Raw genomic sequence first — 18,309 nt, 5'->3', positions numbered from 1 at the left:
TTATTTCTTTTTTGCTACTGGTTTCTTTGCTACTGGTTTCTTTGCCGGTGCTTTTTTGGCTGCTACTTTTTTAGCTGGCGTTTTCTTGGCAATCATTTCCTGAACTTCAGCCAATGTCAATTTTGTAGCATCGACATCTTTACTTAATTCAATTTTGATTTTCCCTTTGGTAATAACGGAACGTCCCCAACGGGCTTTTTCAACTAAAATTCCTTCTTCTTCCCAATTATGCAAAACCTTATCAATATTCTTTTGCAATTTATCCTCAATCAAGGCTTCAATATCCGTTTGAGACAGATTATCAAAGTTATACTTTTTACTTACATTAATGAACAAACCATTCCATTTGATAAAAGGACCAAAACGACCCACACCTTTCTGTACGCCTTCCCCTTTATAAACTGCTATTGGTGCATCAGCAACTGCTTTTTCGTCAATTAATTCTTTCGCTCTTTCAAAATCTACATCTAGAGGATTTTCTCCTTTTGGCAAAGAAACAAAAGCAGCACCGTAACGAATGTAAGGACCATAACGACCATTACTTACCTCAACTTCCTCTCCTTTATATTCTCCAAGATTTTTTGGCAACAAAAATAAATTCAACGTTTCCTCTAAGGTAATATTTCCAATATTTTGATCCGTCATTAAACTGGCGAATTTTTTCTCTTCATCATCTGCAGCTCCAATTTGAGCCATTGGACCAAATTTCCCTAAACGCACCGAAACCGGTTTCCCCGTTTTTGGATCTGTTCCCAGAATTCTTTCCCCGCTTTCTCTGTCTGCATTTGCCTCTACATCTTTCACTGTTGGGTGAAATTTATCGTAGAACTCCTGCATCATTTTTGTCCAAACGATATTTCCTTCTGCAATTTCATCAAAATCCTGTTCCACTTTTGCAGTGAAATTATAATCTAAAATGTTTCCGAAATTCTTAACCAAGAAATCCGTAACAATCGTTCCAATATCTGTAGGGACTAATTTTCCTTTATCAGAACCTGTATTTTCCTTCAACAACTTCTCTCCTACTTTCCCGGATTGCAAAGTCAATTGCGTATAATTTCTTTCTTGTCCGTCAAGATTTCCTTTCTCCACATAATTTCTGTTGATAATCGTAGAAATCGTTGGCGCATAAGTAGAAGGACGACCAATACCCAATTCTTCTAATTTTTTCACCAAAGAAGCTTCAGTATATCTTGCTGCAGCTCTTGAATATCTTTCGGTCGCTGTGATGTAATTGTTTTGCAATTTTTCGTTGACTTTCATAGCTGGCAACATACCTTCCTGCTCTTCATCATCGTCATCATGACCTTCCAAATACACTTTCAAGAAACCTTCAAAAAGCAATACTTCACCAGATGCTGTGAATATTTCACCGTGATTATTCGCTTCAATTTTCACGTTTGTGCGTTCTAATTGTGCATCACTCATTTGCGAAGCTAACGTTCTTTTCCAAATCAAATCATATAAACGCGCTTGATCTCTGTCGATATCTACCGTATGACGCGACATATCCGTAGGACGAATCGCCTCGTGCGCTTCCTGTGCCCCTTTGCTTTTATTGACAAAAGTTCGAGGTTTAGAGAATTCTTTTCCGTAGGATTTGATAATTTCAGCCTGAGCAGCTTCCATTGCATCTTTGGATAAGTTTACACTATCCGTTCTCATATAGGTTATAAGTCCGGCTTCGTACAAACGTTGTGCGAGTTGCATTGTAATTCCAACAGGCAAATACAATTTACGAGCGGCTTCTTGTTGCAAAGTTGAAGTCGTAAATGGACCCGTTGGTGATTTTTTGGTAGGTTTTGTTTCTAAATCGGCTACCTTATATGTAGAACCTATATTTTTATTTAAAAAATCTTCGGCTTCTTTTTTAGTATTGAAATTTTTAGGCAGTTTGGCTTTGAATGTTTTTCCAGATTCATTAGTAAATTCCGCTACAATGGAATAAGTAGCAACTGCTTTGAAGTTTTGAATTTCTCTTTCACGTTCCACAATCAAACGAACGGATACCGATTGTACACGACCTGCAGAAAGTCCACCTTTAATTTTTCTCCAAAGTACAGGAGACAATTCATACCCAACCAATCTATCCAAAACACGACGTGCTTGTTGCGCGTTGACCAAATTATAATCGATTTCACGTGGATTATCAATTGCTTTTAGAATCGCAGTTTTAGTAATTTCGTGAAAAACAATTCGCTTGGTTTTATTTTTGTCTAATTTTAATTCTTCGGCTAAATGCCAAGAAATAGCTTCACCCTCGCGATCCTCATCACTTGCTAACCAAACCATTTCAGCTTTTTTTGCTAATCCTTTTAATTTGGTGACCAATGCTTTTTTATCGGCAGAAACTTCGTATTTGGGTTTAAAACCATTTTCTACATCTACACCAATTTCTTTGGAAGGTAAGTCTGCAATATGCCCATAACTGGACTCCACTTGAAAATCACTTCCTAGAAATTTCTCGATTGTTTTTGCCTTTGCAGGGGACTCAACTATAACTAAATTCTTTGCCATTGCTCTATTTTTCTGGGACAAAAGTATCTAATTTTTTTAAATATTGGGCTTTTGATTTTATTTTTGAATTATTTCACAATCATTAATAGGTAAGTTATTGCCATACTCGACTGTTTTTTAGTCCCGATTATAGTGAAAAGCCCGGAGCAAAAAAGTAAAAGTTTCCTGTTCTAAAAAAGCGACCAACGGAAGCTCTTTTTAGGACTTTGGAAACTTTACTTTTTTTGTGAGGACTTGTAACGGAAAGCGGGAGATAGCTCCCCAGAAAAAATGCCTTAAAATACTGTTAATTCTTAATCTGACATCTTGTCATATTTATTTGAATTGCGTTATCTTTGTGCTTTGAAAATACATGATGGAAAAGATTATTGAAGAAAGTAAGCAAGGCGAAAGTCTTGTTCTGGAGAATAAACCTGAGAATACAAAAAAACTATTTATAGAAAGTTATGGCTGTGCGATGAATTTTTCGGACAGTGAAATTGTAGCTTCTATTCTATCCGGAAACGGATACAATACAACGCAAGTTCTGGAAGAAGCCGATTTAGTTTTGGTCAATACCTGTTCTATTCGTGACAAAGCGGAGCAAACCATTCGCAAACGTTTGGAAAAATACAATGCTGTAAAACGCATTAATCCAAAAATGAAAGTAGGCGTTTTGGGCTGTATGGCCGAGCGTTTGAAAAGTCAATTTCTGGAAGAAGAAAAAATCGTTGACCTTGTTGTGGGACCCGATGCGTATAAAGATTTACCGAACCTTTTACAAGAAGTGGAAGAAGGTCGTGATGCGATTAACGTGATTTTGTCGAAAGATGAAACCTATGGCGATATTTCTCCTGTTCGATTGATGAGTAACGGAATTACCGCTTTGGTTTCAATTACTCGTGGTTGCGATAATATGTGTACGTTTTGCGTGGTGCCTTTTACCCGTGGACGCGAACGCAGTCGTGAACCACAAAGTATCATGAAAGAAATCCAAGATTTGTGGGGCAAAGGGTTTAAAGAAATTACGCTTTTGGGGCAAAACGTAGATAGTTTCCTTTGGTACGGCGGCGGATTGAAAAAAGATTTTGAGAATGCTACCGAAATGCAAAAAGCAACGGCAGTCGATTTTGACCAATTACTGGAACTGGTAGCGGTTGGTTTTCCAAAAATGCGTATTCGGTTTTCTACTTCTAATCCCCAAGATATGCACGAAAGTGTTTTGCATGTGATTGCGAAACATCCTAATATTTGCAAACACATTCACTTGCCAGTTCAATCAGGAAGCAATAGAATCCTAAAAGAAATGAACCGCTTGCACACGCGTGAGGAATACATGACTTTGATTGACAAAATCAGAACTATTATTCCCAATGGCTCCATTTCGCAAGATATGATTGCTGGTTTCCCAACAGAAACCGAACAAGATCATCAAGACACAATGAGCTTAATGGAATATGTGAAATATAATTTTGGTTATATGTATTCGTATTCCGAACGTCCGGGAACATTGGCAGGAAGAAAAATGGAGGATGACGTTACCGAAGAAACTAAAGCCAGAAGATTGCAGGAAATTGTCGATTTACAACAAAAACACGCTTGGTTCCGCAGTGAAGAATTCATTGGACAAACGGTAGAAGTTTTGGTAGAGAAAGTTTCAAAAAAATCTACAGAAGAATTTTCCGGAAGGAATTCACAAAGTATTACAGTAGTTTTCCCAAAGGAGGATTACAAGATTGGGGATTTTGTTTTAGTTAAAATAGAAAGTTGTACCAGTGGAACGTTAAAAGGGAAAGCAGTTGGTTTGAGTGAAATGAATTAGAAAAAAGGTTGCCACAAATTTCACTAATTGGGCACGAATTTTTTTTTAATTTAAAAAATTTAATTAGTGGGAATTAGTGAAATTCGTGGCTAAAAAAATTGAAAAATATGGATTTATATAAAAGAGAGGAGTACTATAAAATCGTAGGATTATGTATGGAAGTACATAACGTTTTAGGAGGAGGGTTATCCGAAATTATATATAAAGATGCATTAGAAATAGAATTCAAAAACAATAACATCCCTTACGAAAGAGAAAAACCTTATTCAATAAGCTATAAAGGACATAATATAGCACATAAATATTTTGCGAATTTCGTTATTTATGATGAGATTATTTTTGAAGTAAAGGCAATAAAAGAAATTATAAGCGACAACGTTACCCAAACTTTAAATTACATGAAATTAGCTGATAGTCAAGTTGGAATAATTGCAAATTTCAATATTAAAACACTACAGCATAAAAGAATTGTTCTTTAGAATTTATAGAAAATTAGAAAAATTAGTGCCGAATTAGTGAAATTCGTGGCTAAAAAAATAACATTAATGAGATTGCTTCGTGCCTCGCAATGACAATATGGAAACAGTTCAAGCTATAAAACAACGATTTGAGATTATCGGGAATGACCCGAAGCTCAACCGTGCGATAGAAAAAGCCATTCAGGTAGCTCCAACTGATATTACCGTTTTAGTAGCGGGAGAAAGCGGTGTGGGGAAAGAGAATATCCCTAGAATCATTCATTCGCTTTCGCACAGAAAACACGGAAAATACATTGCCGTAAACTGTGGAGCCATTCCTGAAGGAACGATTGACAGTGAGCTTTTCGGACATGAAAAAGGAGCTTTTACTGGCGCAACAAATACGCGTGAAGGTTATTTTGAAGTCGCTGACGGCGGAACTATTTTCTTGGACGAAGTCGGTGAACTACCATTAACTACTCAAGTGCGTTTGTTACGTGTTCTTGAAAATGGCGAATTTATAAAAGTAGGTTCTTCCCAGGTTCAAAAAACAGATGTACGAATTGTAGCCGCTACGAATGTCAATTTATTTGATGCTATCGAAAAAGGGAAATTCAGAGAGGATTTATATTATCGTTTAAGTACGGTGGACATTACTTTGCCACCTTTACGCGATCGAAAAGATGACATTCATTTGTTATTCAGAAAATTCGTTGCCGATTTTGCCCATAAATACAAAATGCCGCCTTTAAAACTGGACGAAAACGCTATCCAATTATTGCAGAAGTTTCGTTGGAGCGGTAATATTCGACAATTGCGAAATGTAGCCGAACAAATCTCCGTTTTGGAAACGAATCGTGATATATCCGCAGTGACTTTACAATCGTATCTGCCGGTTTTGGGAAACAATTTACCATCTGTCATAAAGGATAAGAAAAGCGAAAGTGATTTTAGTACCGAAAGAGAAATTTTGTACAAAGTCCTTTTTGATATGAAAAGTGATTTGAATGATTTGAAAAAATTAACTTTGGAATTGATTCAAAACGGCGTGTCCAAAGTACAGGAAACCAATCAGCATTTGATAAAAAAAATATATGGTTCGAAAGAAAATGACAGTGAAATCGATTTTGAAGAAGAACCAAGATCAGCCTTAATCACTACTCAAAACAATCAAGAGCTGTATCAGGAACATGATGATAATTATCTTTTTGCAGAAACAATCGAAGAAGAAGAAACATTACGTTTAGAACAAAAAGAAATTGAAATGATTAAGAAATCATTAGAAAAAAATAAAGGAAAACGAAAAGCTGCAGCAGATGAGCTGGGCATTTCTGAAAGGACTTTATATAGAAAAATTAAGCAATTTGATTTGTAGTTTTTACCACAAAAATGCTAAGACACAAATGATTTAATTGAAAATGAATATCTTTGACCCAGCCGTTAACAAACTAACGGAGCAATTTTTAAAATAGAAAATGAAACATATAAAATTTATTCTTCTTTCAATAATTATAGTAAGTATCAACAGTTGCTCGGTTTATAACTTTACAGGAACTGGTAAAATTGATGCCGAAACATTTCAAGTTGGTTTTTTTCAGAATAATGCTGAAATAATTGAACCAGGTATTGACAGAACATTTACATTAGAACTTCAAGATTTAATCCAGAATCAAACCAATTTAAACTTGGTTAAAAATGGTGCTGATTTGACTTACGAAGGAGAGATTGTAGATTATAGAATAAGTCCAATGACAGCTACTGCAGATCAGCGAGCAGCTCAGAACCGATTAACGATTCGAGTGAATGTTCGTTTTACTAATAAGAAAAAAGAAACAGATGATTTTGAAAAACCATTCACTTTCTTCTACGATTATCCTGCAGAACAGCAATTGACAGGAGCAACTTTAAACAGTGCTTTAAAGGAAATTTTTGAAAGAATTACACAAGACATCTTTAATGAGTCACTCGCAAAATGGTAAATGGGTTTAAATTCGATAATTTGTTGATTCAGTTAATCGAAGAACAAACAAACGAATAACCAAATAAACGAATACCCTTTATGAACGTAACCGATTATACTTATTTGATTAATAAACCTGATGCTATTCATGAAAAGCAAACGGAAGCTTTGGAAAAAGTACTCGTTGAGTTTCCTTATTTTCAAAGTGCCAGAGCAATTCAATTAAAAGGGCTTTACAATCAAAACAGTTTTAAATACAATACTGCTTTAAAAATTACTGCAGCACATTCAACGGACCGATCTATTTTATTTGATTTCATTACTTCGGACACGTTCACTTCAATTCAAAAAGGACTTTACGATAAAAAAGCGTTAGAAATTCTTGAAATAAAAGTAGTTGACAGTGAAATTATTGTTACTGAAGAAAAATCGGAATCCAAAATAAATTCTTTAGAAAGATCCATACTCACATCAATAAAAGAAGCCTCAACAATTGAAGTTGATGATGCTTCAAAAACCCCCGAAGAGAAACTGGCAATTGGGAAACCTTTAGATTTCTCTAAAAGTGAACAACATTCCTTTCAAGAATGGCTTCAACTTTCCCGCACTGAACCTATCGAAAGAGCAAAAGAGAGTCCTATTAATCCACCGCTTCCTGTAATAGATGAAGATAAAAGAAAGAAATTAGAGTTAATCGATAAGTTTATTGAAGCCAGCCCGAAGATTTCTCCGGTAAAACACGGAGTAGCTTCCACTGTTACTTTTGACTTAAATGCAGCAGACAATTCCTTCTTGATGACGGAAACTTTAGCCAGAGTCTATTTGGAACAAAAAAAATATCAAAAAGCGATTCAAGCATATGAAATATTAATTTTGAAATATCCAGAAAAAAGTAGTTTCTTTGCAGACCGCATATCGGATATTAAGATTTTACAACATAATAATAATTAAACAATGAGCACATTTTCAATTTTTTTAGTTTTAATAACTATAGTTTGTTTTCTATTAATCGTAGTCATCATGGTTCAAAACCCTAAAGGCGGAGGATTATCATCTACAATAGGTGGTTCTCAAATGTTAGGTGGGGTACAAAAAACAACTGATTTTTTAGACAAAAGCACTTGGACATTAGCAACTATACTAATTGCACTTATATTACTTTCTAGCTTAGGCTTTACAGGTACATTAAGTGATACAGATTCTAAAATCATCGAAAACACAGGAAGTGCAGCACCAGCTACAAACACGCCAGTTGCTCCTGCTCAAAACACTCCTGCTGCAACAAATCCAGCAAAATAAATTATTACAACATATTCTAAATGCCAGCCTGTCAAAGCTGGCATTTTTTATAAGAAATTATGTCAGTTTCATTAGGATGGCACAATTTCTGAAATCTCTATAACAGTAATAAAAATAAATACTATAAAAACATAAAATCATGGCTTTAAACATTAAACCACTTTCAGACAGAGTTCTTATCGAACCAGTAGCAGCTGAAACAAAAACTGCTTCAGGGATTTTCATTCCAGATACAGCTAAAGAAAAACCACAAAAAGGAACTGTTGTTGCTGTTGGAAACGGAACAAAAGACCACACAATGACTGTGAAAATTGGTGATTCTGTTCTTTACGGAAAATACGCTGGTACTGAATTGAAACTGGAAGGAAAAGATTATTTGATCATGCGTGAGGACGATATTTTAGCAATAATATAATCGAATTAACAAATAAACGAATTAACAAATAAATTAAAATGGCAAAAGATATAAAATTTGATATTGAAGCACGTGACGGATTAAAACGTGGTGTTGATGCATTGGCAAATGCAGTAAAAGTAACGCTTGGACCAAAAGGTCGTAATGTAATTATTGGAAAAGCTTTTGGTGGACCAACCGTTACTAAAGATGGCGTTACCGTTGCAAAAGAAATTGAATTGAAAGATCCATTGGAAAATATGGGTGCTCAAATGGTAAAAGAAGTAGCGTCTAAAACTAATGATTTAGCTGGAGACGGAACTACAACTGCAACCGTTTTGGCACAAGCAATTGTAAAAGAAGGTTTGAAAAACGTTGCTGCAGGAGCAAATCCAATGGATTTAAAACGTGGTATCGACAAAGCGGTTGAAGCTATTGTAGCTGACTTAGCAAAACAAGCTAAAGTTGTTGGAAGTGATTCTGAAAAAATCAAACAAATTGCTTCAATTTCTGCTAATAATGACGAAGTAATTGGTGAGTTAATCGCTGCTGCTTTCGCAAAAGTTGGAAAAGAAGGTGTAATCACTGTTGAAGAAGCCAAAGGAACTGATACGTATGTTGATGTTGTGGAAGGTATGCAATTTGACAGAGGATATCTTTCTCCTTATTTTGTTACTAATTCAGAAAAAATGGAAGTAGAATTGGAAAATCCTTACATCCTTTTATATGACAAAAAAGTTTCTTCTTTAAAAGAATTGTTACCAGTTTTGGAACCAGTTGCTCAATCTGGAAAACCATTATTAATTATTGCTGAAGACGTTGATGGTGAAGCATTATCTACATTAGTGGTAAATAAATTACGTGGAGCCTTGAAAATCGCGGCTGTAAAAGCACCTGGTTTTGGAGACAGAAGAAAAGCAATGTTGGAAGATATTGCTATCTTAACTGGAGGAACTGTAATCTCAGAAGAAAGAGGATACACTCTAGAGAACACAACTATCGAAATGTTAGGAACTGCTAAAAAAGTGACTATCGATAAAGACAATACAACAATTGTAAGTGGTGCTGGCGAAGCTGATATTATCAAAAATCGCGTAAACCAAATCAAAGGTCAAATGGAAGCAACAACTTCTGATTATGACAAAGAAAAGTTGCAAGAACGTTTGGCTAAATTAGCTGGTGGAGTTGCTGTACTTTATGTTGGTGCTGCTTCTGAAGTAGAAATGAAAGAGAAAAAAGATAGAGTTGATGATGCACTTCACGCAACGCGTGCTGCTGTTGAAGAAGGAATTGTTGCTGGTGGTGGTGTAGCTTTATTGAGAGCTAAAAATGCACTTAGCACTATTAAAGCTGACAATGCTGATGAAGCAACCGGAATTCAAATTGTATCTCGTGCAGTGGAATCTCCATTGAGAACTATTGTTGAAAATGCAGGTCTTGAAGGTTCAGTTGTAGTAGCAAAAGTTGCTGAAGGAAAAGGCGATTTTGGATACAACGCAAAAACTGACGAATACGTTGACATGCTTAAAGCAGGTATTATTGATCCTAAAAAAGTAACGCGTGTAGCATTAGAAAACGCAGCTTCGGTTGCCGGAATGATATTGACTACTGAATGCGCTTTGATTGATATTAAAGAAGATAATGGTAGCGGAAACCCAATGGGTGGAGGTATGCCAGGAATGATGTAATATCAATCCGTTGTAAATAAAAAACCGTTCCGATATAAATCGGGACGGTTTTTTTTATGGATTCTAAATTATTTATTTATTCTTGATTATTTATTTATTCTTGAACTTTAGACTTTTTACTGAACTTATAAATTACCGGTAAAACAGTAATTCCAACTAAAGCGATAACAATGATTTCGATGTGCTCTTTCAAATCAATTTGATAATTATCCAGTAGAAACCCATATAAATAATGTCCTGCGAAAATCAAGGTGAATGACCAAATGAAAGAACTTAGAATATTATAGAACATAAACTTCTTTTTGTCCATAGAAACAATCCCAGCTACTATTGGTGCAAAAGTTCTAAATATTGGTAGGAATCGAGCAAAAATAATTGCTTTACCTCCGTATTTTTCAAAGAAATCTTTTGATTGAACTAAATATTTTCTCTTAAACCAAAAACTATCTTCCTTATTATACAAATAATAACCGCTTTTTGAACCAAACCAATATCCAACTACATTCCCTAATATTCCTGCTAAAGCCACAAATGTTGCCAAAAGAACAACATTCACAAAATCATTTTCAATGAATAGAATATTTTCTATTAAATCACGGCTATAAATCCCTGCCAAAAACAACAAACTATCTCCCGGTAAAAAGAAACCTGCAAAAAGACCTGTTTCTGCAAAAACAATAAATAAAACTATATAAATACCCAATTTAATTCCATTAACATCAAAATGAATATAAAAAAGCGGGTCAATCAAATTCTTCCAATCAAAATCGTTCATTCTACGGTGTTTTATGCTACAATTATTCGTGCGTGAAAGTACGGATAATATATCTTAACCACAATTTATGGTACTATTTTAAAGTTTTATTAACTATTTAAATTAGCCGAATTAACTTTACCTAGTTTACAATCAAATATTGTTTTTAATATTCGGAATTCTAGATTTTTAAATCTATGATTTTTTATAGCTAATGACCACAATTTCACTCAAAAAAATATTAAATATGGCATTAAAAAAACCAAAGCTTTCACTTTGGTTTTTTTTAAAATTATTTTCGTTCATATTGACAACAAGTATGAAGTTTGTCATAATCTTCCTTTAATGCCTTGAATTCATCTGTATCGTGCCCTGCTTTTGCAATCGCTTTTTGAATTGCAGGTACATCGGTTTTCTGCTCGTTTACAATCAAGTATAAGGTGCCACAATCCATATGCCAATCGGCAGATTTTACACCCGAAACGCCTAATGCCGCTTTTTCAATTCTCTTTTTACACATTTCACAATTCCCGCTCACATGAAATTCAACCTTAGCGTTTTTATTTTTCATCTCTTGAGCCTGAACTGTAAATCCAACAAATGTAAGTAACAGTACTACTAATATATTTTTCATCATTTAATTTTTTTTAAGACTATTTAATTTTAAAACGTAAACCCGCATAATACATTTGTCCAAAAACTGGACCGTAAACTATTGATGCGTCAAAAGTAGGTCCAAAAGGGTTTTCATTACCCAAGATAACATTATCTTGCTTGTAATTACCAATATTTTCCCCGCCAATATATAATTCAAAAGTAGAAGAAAAAGTTCTAGTAACTTGTATATTCATCACAGAAAATGAAGGTGAAAATTCAGGTAGTCTGTCTGCTTGAGGATTTGTTGACGTATTAGGTAATTGTTGTTTTCCGAGCCAGTTTAAAGTATAATCAAACTTCCATTGTTTTCCCTTATCTAAAATATGGGTTTCATATCCTAAATTTCCAAAGAAACGATGTTTTGCCTGCAATGGTCTTTGATAGGTTCCTGACAAATAATCCGTTTGAATATCATAGTATTTGTAGGCTGTTCTCAAATTAAAATGTTTAGCTAATTCATAATTAAACTCTACTTGCAAACTATTGGCATACGACTCCCCTTTTAAGTTGTAAAACAAAACCTGTTGTGGACTTTGCAACACATCGACAACTACCTGATTTTGAAAATCGGTTCTGTAGAAATCAAAACCAACGTCAGCACTCTTACCAAAAAGTAAAAAACCCTGCATAAAACTCAACCCGTAATTCCATGCAATTTCAGGATTCAATCCGTATATTTTTCCATTGGTATCTAAAAATTCAAAAGTTCTTGAACTTGCCAAAAGCTGTTGATTTTCGGCAAAAACATTAGCGCTTCGCTTTCCTCTACCTGCTGAAAATCGCAAAACACCTTTCTCCCAAGGATTGTATCGCACATGTAATCTTGGCGTAGCAAAAGTCCCTAAACGATTATGATTATCTATTCTACCGCCAAGAACTACGCTAAAATTCTCCGTGTTATCATAGGTATATTCGAAAAAAGCGCCTACCGAATTATCAATTCTGCTATAATCATTCACATTGACAAACTCACCGTATTTATCATACGTAAAGTTCAAACCCGTAGAAAATTTATGTTTCGTATTATTGATAATCGAATTAAAAATCAAATTTGAATAATAACTTTTTTGTTTGATATTATATTGATTTAATCCAAAATAAGAGTTTTGATCATGACTATTAAAAGCATTTTGAAAACCAATACTCTGATACGGCATATCCGGAAAAACATAGCCTAATTTAGTGGAAACATCAAAACGTTCTGTATTGATTTCGGAGCCCCAATAATTAGTCGTTCCCTTGTCTCTATCTGGATCAAAATTTAATTCTCCTGTTTGTTTTTGATCATTCATATATCGGAAGTTGATGAAACTCACCCAGCCTTTTTCGGCATTGGTATATTGCCAACGATTTAAAACATTGATTTGTTTTGCCAATGGATTGTCCAGAAAACCATCGTCATTCATGTCGTTTTTTGAAACTCTGGTATTTCCGTGAACAAACAAACTACTACTCCATTTATCAGAAATTTTAGTATTGAAATGCGTATTTAATTCAAATCTAGAATCTGTTGAACCATAGGCATTCAGAAAAAATGGAATATCACTGATTGGCTTTATTAATTCGGTATTAATTTGTCCCGAAATACTTTCGAAGCCATTGACAACACTTCCGGCTCCTTTTGTAATTTGGATGCTTTCAACCCAAGTTCCCGGGGTGAATGACAATCCATAAGCTTGAGAAGCACCACGTACCGAAGGAATATTTTCCTCTGTAATCATCAAATAGGGACTCGTTAATCCCAGCATTTTTATTTGTTTCGTTCCCGTCAAAGCATCCGAAAAATTGACGTCGATTGAAGGATTTGTTTCGAAACTTTCTGCCAGATTACAACAAGCTGCTTTGAGTAATTCTTTACTTGTCAGTATTGTAGTATTAGCCGTCAGGCTATATGATTTTTTTAAACTTTTACTGTTGCCTTTTACTTTTATCTCCTGCAAAGTATCTTGCGAATAAGAATTAAAAGCGCAAAAGGAGAACAATAAAAGTATTGAAATTTGTTTTTGCATGATTGATTTTTAATGTTAGAAAAATATAAAACCACAAAAGTGTGATTCAAGTTTTATTAAAACATTAAAACTACGCGTAGAAAATATATTGGTGGTATAATTTAAAAAAAGGCGGCGCATTTGCATCACAATAATACGAAGTAAACTGGGTGTTTTTAAAATTTGAAATAAATGAAAACACAGAAGGATTCCATTCCTCTATTGAAAATGTAAAATCCGTATGAAAAGAAACTATTTTTTGAATTAAATCATCCGTTTTCTTTTGAAAATTAACCTCTTTGTCTTTGCAACAATGTGATTTTTTTTCAATAACCCCACAACAATCTTTTTCTAAATTTTGGTCCTGAACAGGCGTTTTAAGAGTTACCGAAGTAATATCATTACCGCAATAACGAACATTAAATGCTAATCCCATATTGGAAACCAATACGAAAAAAGCCAAAAGTATACTTATATGTTTGTTAAATTTCACCTTGCAAAATTAGTGATTTTATCACATCAAAAAATTAAATTTATAAAGAATTTACAACTCAAATTCTTGTCCCATTAAAGGAATTTTACAGTCAAAACCATACTTTTCATGAATTTTTATCCGAAGTTCATCCATCGGCTGATTCTCTCCATGCACGAGAAAAACTCGTGTTGGTTTATTTTCCAATTCTGACAACCAGTTAAGCAAATCTTTTTGATCTCCATGCGCTGACAAACCTTGTATTTCGAGAATATTTGCTTTTACCTGATAATAGCGACCATGAATTTTAATTTCTTTTGCTCCTTCTAGTAATTTTCTTCCACGTGTTCCTTCGGCCTGATACCCTACAATAATTACGGTAGTTTCCGGAAGACCAATATAATGTTCGAGATAACCCAACACTCTTCCTCCAGTTACCATTCCGCTGGCCGCAATCACTACTTTAGGCTGTTCATCAAAAATCACTTCAATTGTTTCCTGATAATCAGAAACTAATGAAAACATTTTACTCATTTCTGCACATTCTTCCAGCGATAACTTATGCCATTTTTTATTATTCGAAAAAATATTCAGTGCATTAATTCCCATTGGAGTATCAATAATATAAAGGATATTGGGAATTCTATCTTCTTCCCTTAGCTGCCACAGCAAATACATGATGGTTTGAGCACGCTCTACGGCAAAACTCGGAATAATAATCGTTCCGCCTTTCTCAACCGTATTGTTGATGTAAGTTTCCAGTTCTAATTTGGTATCTGTATGAGGGTGCAGTCGATCACCATAGGTACTTTCGAGAAAAACATAATCAGCTTTTTTGGGCTTGGTTGGCGGATACATCAACACATCATTATCACGACCAATGTCTCCAGAAAAAACTAAAGTTTTATTTTCAAGTGTCAAAGCAATACTGCAAGCGCCTAAAATATGACCTGCATTTGTATAAATAGCTTCAATTTGGGCATCCAAAGGAACAGGCTCATTGGTTTTAATTACTCTAAAAAACGGAAAAACTTTTTCAGCCTGCTCTACCGTATAAAGCGGTTCGGCAATTTCATGTTTCGAATATTTCCCTTCATTCGCTTTTTTAGCTTCCTCTTCTTGAATTTTAGCACTATCCAGAAGAATGAGTTTAGTAATATCTTTTGTGGGACTGGTGCAATAAATTTTGCCTTCAAAGCCCTGATTCACCAGTCTTGGTAACCAACCACAATGATCTAAATGACCATGAGTAAGCAAAACAAAGTCTATCGTAGCTGGCAAAATAGGCAAAGGTTCCCAATTGAGTTCCCGCAAAGGTTTTATCCCTTGGAATAGACCACAATCTATCAAAATCCGAATCCCATTACTTTCAATCAATGTTTTAGAACCAGTCACTGTACCTGCCCCACCAATAAATTTAACTTTCATTTGATTTGAATTTAAAATTAAACAATCCAGTATTATTTTAAATATAACTGCATAATTCCGTTGCTTCTCTTAATACATTTTTTATACGGTTGGGACTCAATCCTATTTTTTCTAAACAATCGGAATGGTTTATTATTTCTTTTACCAAGATTACATCCAATATCAACAACTTATCTTTTTCGGCTATTGACAAAGTGGTTAAGCAAGTCACCGGATAAAGATAATGCGTGTCATTTTTGGTTTTTAGATTGTTGTCTTCAGGATAATTCCAACTTAATAAACTCAATCCTGAACATTTTGCAAAATCGACCGCATCTGTTGTAAATCTATTATTTGTAACGATCCAACAATTTGAAATACTATCTTTTTTTTCAAAAATAGCATATTGTCTTTCCTTCAAATCATTGAAACGAGACAAAATGTACATGGGAACTTTCACATCAGAAGCAGCGTCCCTACCCACATGATATTTGCATTCAACCATGGAAATATTCTCATTCTTCTTTACTAAAACATCAATTTCATGCAAGACACATTTGCCCTGCAAGCTTATATTTGTTACCGTTTGATACTGTTCCGAGGCAAAAAGACGGGCTATGTATTTTTCAAAAAAGAAACCTGCAGGACCTAACAATCGTATTGCTTCCCTTAAATTATAACGTGCAGCATGGGAATTAGCTGTTTTTTTCAATAACGAAAAAGCCATTTTATAGATTTGCTTCGTAGAAATACCTTCATACATTTGTTTTTTTATAGTATAAAGTATGTTGTCGACTGCAATAGCACTTGCTCCGGATTTTAAAAGTGATTTTTTGAGTTTATCAGAATTAAATTCGACAATATCTCCAGAATGTTTGATAATTTTCATAGCCTTATTAATTTAATAAACAGACACTTAAACCAACATTAAAGATAAAGAAAAAAGACTACTTATTTTGTTTTTGATAATAAAATCCCGGAACAAATAATAAGACAAAAATAGGCTGAATCAAAAACCTGCGAACATAAAACAAAACCCAATTACTATGTTCATTCGCGAAGTAGACTATGTAGAAAAAAGCAACTATTAAAATCATGAAGAAAAAATAATACAGGACGAAGGCAAATTTGACCATCGTTACATCTTTGAAAAGGACATAAATAATACCCAATGAAATAGCTGTATTTAATGTATAACGGAACAATAGTCCTAAAAATAATTGGGCTGAATCAAAACTTGGCAACCTTAACTTAGTAAAGTCTTTTTTGAAAAAATCAAGAAAAGGATCATAGAACAACTGATTTTCAAAAGCGCGAACAAGCACTAATAATACAACCAAAAAAAGAAATTGTACGAATCTCAGTTTGTTATTTAATATCTTTTGAAGCATATCTTGAAAATTTACGAACCCAAATTAACCACAAAATAAAAACTACACCATAAATATACAAAGGAAAAAGGACTCCGTGTAAAAATGGTTCTTGTTTTGGGAAATAAAAAATAAGTGCACTTAAAGCCGCTATTCTCAAAACATTTAAAACATAAATAAGCAGGCTTCCGCCAAAGATAAAAAACAGTGTCGTTTTTAGCTTCCCTGAAAAAGCAACTACAAATGAAATAAACAAAATAATTACACTAATTGCATTACAGCCTTCTACAATACGGGCAACATATTTTTGATTATAAAACAACTTCATATAAGGATGTGCAGCACTTTCTTCAATTGAAGATCCATTATTGAACAATTGCAGCACTTGCTCCGTATTTTCACTCACCATTCTGGTAATGGAATCTATTTTATTTTCCTCAAAACCATTAAGATAGCGCTGATACAAAAAAGTCAGCACTATGTAAGTCAAAAAAAAGGTCGCCAGAAAAAGCAAAAATGGCTTGTAGAGAATAAAATATTTTTTCAAAATCTATTTTTTAACAAATTTATGTAATTTTTGAAACTGGCTTTAAATACTTTTGCATAAATAAAAATTAAAAACATGACATTTCAAGAATTACAACCAAAAGTAACCGAAATCACATTAAATACAACGTTGTCAAGAGACGAAAAACTATTGTCTATTTGTGAGCTGCTTAGTAACTCTGTTGACTATTATAATTGGGTTGGATTTTATTTTGCAAATCATGAGTCTAAAACATTGCACTTAGGACCGTATGTTGGAGCAGAAACAGATCATACTGTAATCCCTTTCGGAAAAGGAATTTGCGGACAAGTGGCCGTTTCTAATGAAAACTTTGTAGTTCCTGACGTTGCAGCACAAGACAATTATATCGCGTGTAGTTTTACCGTGAAATCAGAAATCGTAGTCCCACTTTTTGTAAACGGAAAAAACATAGGACAAATTGATATTGACAGTCATGTCTTGAATCCTTTTACTGAAGAGGATGAAAAATTCTTGGAATTTGTTAATCAAGAAATTGCGAAGTTATATATTGATTTAAAATAATTCACAATTCATAATTCATAATTCATAATTATTTTTTACTTTTGCACCCGTCTTACAATAGATGTACGACATACATAAAAATCATTAAACAAATATTGGAATGTATTTAACTAAAGAGATTAAAGAAGAAATCTTCGCTAAACACGGAGAAAAAACAAACACTGGAAAATCAGAAGCTCAAATTGCTTTGTTCACTTTCAGAATTAGCCACTTAACTGAGCACTTGAAAAAAAATCGTCACGATTATAACACAGAGCGTTCATTAGTATTGCTTGTAGGTAAAAGAAGATCTTTGTTGGATTACTTGAAGAAAACAGAAATCAACAGATACCGTGAAATTATCAAAGTATTGAATATCAGAAAATAATCAATATAAAAGAGGTGCGAAAGTGCCTCTTTTTGTTTTTATATACAATAATAAAAAAGTTTGGTTTTTCATTGGGTTTTAGGCATT

General features: G+C 34.0%; 19 protein-coding genes. 10 read left to right on the top strand and 9 right to left on the bottom strand.

The genetic code is table 11. From position 1 onward, the window contains the following. Positions 1–2,517 carry a type I DNA topoisomerase gene (gene topA / locus QLS97_RS05180; protein WP_282714707.1) on the bottom strand — a complete coding sequence of 839 codons (2,517 nt, stop codon included), beginning with the start codon at positions 2,515–2,517 and terminating at the stop codon, positions 1–3. A 355-nt stretch (positions 2,518–2,872) separates the two neighbouring features. On the opposite strand from topA, the gene miaB reads away from it, so the two are divergent. The 8 genes from miaB (at position 2,873) to groL (ending at position 10,117) form a co-directional block, all read left to right on the top strand. Beyond that, the gene (miaB, locus tag QLS97_RS05175) at positions 2,873–4,318 is read left to right on the top strand and encodes a tRNA (N6-isopentenyl adenosine(37)-C2)-methylthiotransferase MiaB (protein WP_282714704.1); all 1,446 of its coding nucleotides are present in this window, start codon (positions 2,873–2,875) and stop codon (positions 4,316–4,318) included. A gap of 107 nt (positions 4,319–4,425) precedes the next feature. Beyond that, positions 4,426–4,797, top strand: coding sequence for a GxxExxY protein (locus tag QLS97_RS05170; RefSeq protein WP_282714702.1), 372 nt, complete (start codon positions 4,426–4,428; stop codon positions 4,795–4,797). 97 nt (positions 4,798–4,894) lie between these two features. Further along, positions 4,895–6,151: a sigma-54 interaction domain-containing protein gene (locus QLS97_RS05165; protein ID WP_282714700.1), complete on the top strand. Its 1,257-nt coding sequence runs from the start codon at positions 4,895–4,897 to the stop codon at positions 6,149–6,151. A 100-nt stretch (positions 6,152–6,251) separates the two neighbouring features. Beyond that, positions 6,252–6,755, top strand: a complete 504-nt coding sequence (locus QLS97_RS05160; RefSeq protein WP_282714698.1) for an LptE family protein — start codon at positions 6,252–6,254, stop codon at positions 6,753–6,755. 80 nt (positions 6,756–6,835) lie between these two features. Next, positions 6,836–7,687: a tetratricopeptide repeat protein gene (locus QLS97_RS05155; RefSeq protein ID WP_282714696.1), complete on the top strand. Its 852-nt coding sequence runs from the start codon at positions 6,836–6,838 to the stop codon at positions 7,685–7,687. Between the two features lie 3 nt (positions 7,688–7,690). Beyond that, positions 7,691–8,035 (top strand): preprotein translocase subunit SecG, encoded by a 345-nt coding sequence (gene secG, locus QLS97_RS05150; RefSeq protein WP_282714694.1) that lies wholly within the window; start codon positions 7,691–7,693, stop codon positions 8,033–8,035. Between the two features lie 139 nt (positions 8,036–8,174). Then, the gene (locus tag QLS97_RS05145; RefSeq protein ID WP_035670228.1) at positions 8,175–8,450 is read left to right on the top strand and encodes a co-chaperone GroES; all 276 of its coding nucleotides are present in this window, start codon (positions 8,175–8,177) and stop codon (positions 8,448–8,450) included. A 38-nt stretch (positions 8,451–8,488) separates the two neighbouring features. Next, the gene (gene groL / locus QLS97_RS05140) at positions 8,489–10,117 is read left to right on the top strand and encodes a chaperonin GroEL (RefSeq protein WP_282714690.1); all 1,629 of its coding nucleotides are present in this window, start codon (positions 8,489–8,491) and stop codon (positions 10,115–10,117) included. A gap of 94 nt (positions 10,118–10,211) precedes the next feature. Here the strand turns inward: groL and QLS97_RS05135 are convergent, their stop codons facing one another. From QLS97_RS05135 to xrtF, 8 genes are all read right to left on the bottom strand, one after another. Beyond that, complete coding sequence (locus QLS97_RS05135) at positions 10,212–10,892, bottom strand: DedA family protein (protein ID WP_282714688.1); 681 nt, start codon at positions 10,890–10,892, stop codon at positions 10,212–10,214. Positions 10,893–11,163: 271 nt separating this feature from the next. Further along, entirely contained in the window at positions 11,164–11,508 is a 345-nt protein-coding gene (locus QLS97_RS05130) for a heavy-metal-associated domain-containing protein (protein WP_282714686.1), read from the bottom strand. Between the two features lie 16 nt (positions 11,509–11,524). Continuing rightward, on the bottom strand, positions 11,525–13,537 hold the full coding sequence (locus QLS97_RS05125; protein WP_282714684.1) for a TonB-dependent receptor plug domain-containing protein: 2,013 nt from the start codon (positions 13,535–13,537) through the stop codon (positions 11,525–11,527). A gap of 70 nt (positions 13,538–13,607) precedes the next feature. After that, positions 13,608–14,009, bottom strand: coding sequence for an HYC_CC_PP family protein (locus tag QLS97_RS05120; protein ID WP_428831767.1), 402 nt, complete (start codon positions 14,007–14,009; stop codon positions 13,608–13,610). 51 nt (positions 14,010–14,060) lie between these two features. Beyond that, positions 14,061–15,416: an MBL fold metallo-hydrolase RNA specificity domain-containing protein gene (locus QLS97_RS05115; protein ID WP_282714681.1), complete on the bottom strand. Its 1,356-nt coding sequence runs from the start codon at positions 15,414–15,416 to the stop codon at positions 14,061–14,063. A 37-nt stretch (positions 15,417–15,453) separates the two neighbouring features. Continuing rightward, complete coding sequence (locus tag QLS97_RS05110; RefSeq protein WP_282714679.1) at positions 15,454–16,284, bottom strand: ATP cone domain-containing protein; 831 nt, start codon at positions 16,282–16,284, stop codon at positions 15,454–15,456. Positions 16,285–16,342: 58 nt separating this feature from the next. After that, positions 16,343–16,786 carry an exosortase F system-associated membrane protein gene (locus QLS97_RS05105; protein ID WP_282714677.1) on the bottom strand — a complete coding sequence of 148 codons (444 nt, stop codon included), beginning with the start codon at positions 16,784–16,786 and terminating at the stop codon, positions 16,343–16,345. Beyond that, on the bottom strand, positions 16,764–17,312 hold the full coding sequence (gene xrtF / locus QLS97_RS05100; RefSeq protein WP_282714675.1) for an exosortase family protein XrtF: 549 nt from the start codon (positions 17,310–17,312) through the stop codon (positions 16,764–16,766). Before xrtF ends, QLS97_RS05105 begins: the two co-directional genes overlap by 23 nt. A 75-nt stretch (positions 17,313–17,387) precedes the next feature. Here xrtF and QLS97_RS05095 point away from each other — a divergent pair, with 75 nt between their 5' ends. Together QLS97_RS05095 and rpsO are read left to right on the top strand one after the other, a co-directional pair. Continuing rightward, a complete protein-coding gene (locus QLS97_RS05095; protein WP_282714673.1) occupies positions 17,388–17,855 on the top strand; it encodes a GAF domain-containing protein in 468 nt (155 codons plus the stop codon). Positions 17,856–17,955: 100 nt separating this feature from the next. Beyond that, positions 17,956–18,222 (top strand): 30S ribosomal protein S15, encoded by a 267-nt coding sequence (rpsO, locus tag QLS97_RS05090; RefSeq protein ID WP_066079886.1) that lies wholly within the window; start codon positions 17,956–17,958, stop codon positions 18,220–18,222. Positions 18,223–18,309: the final 87 nt, after the last annotated feature.

This window comes from Flavobacterium yafengii (assembly GCF_030010375.1).
Classification (GTDB): domain Bacteria; phylum Bacteroidota; class Bacteroidia; order Flavobacteriales; family Flavobacteriaceae; genus Flavobacterium; species Flavobacterium yafengii.
This window is presented reverse-complemented; position numbering and strand designations above follow the sequence as displayed.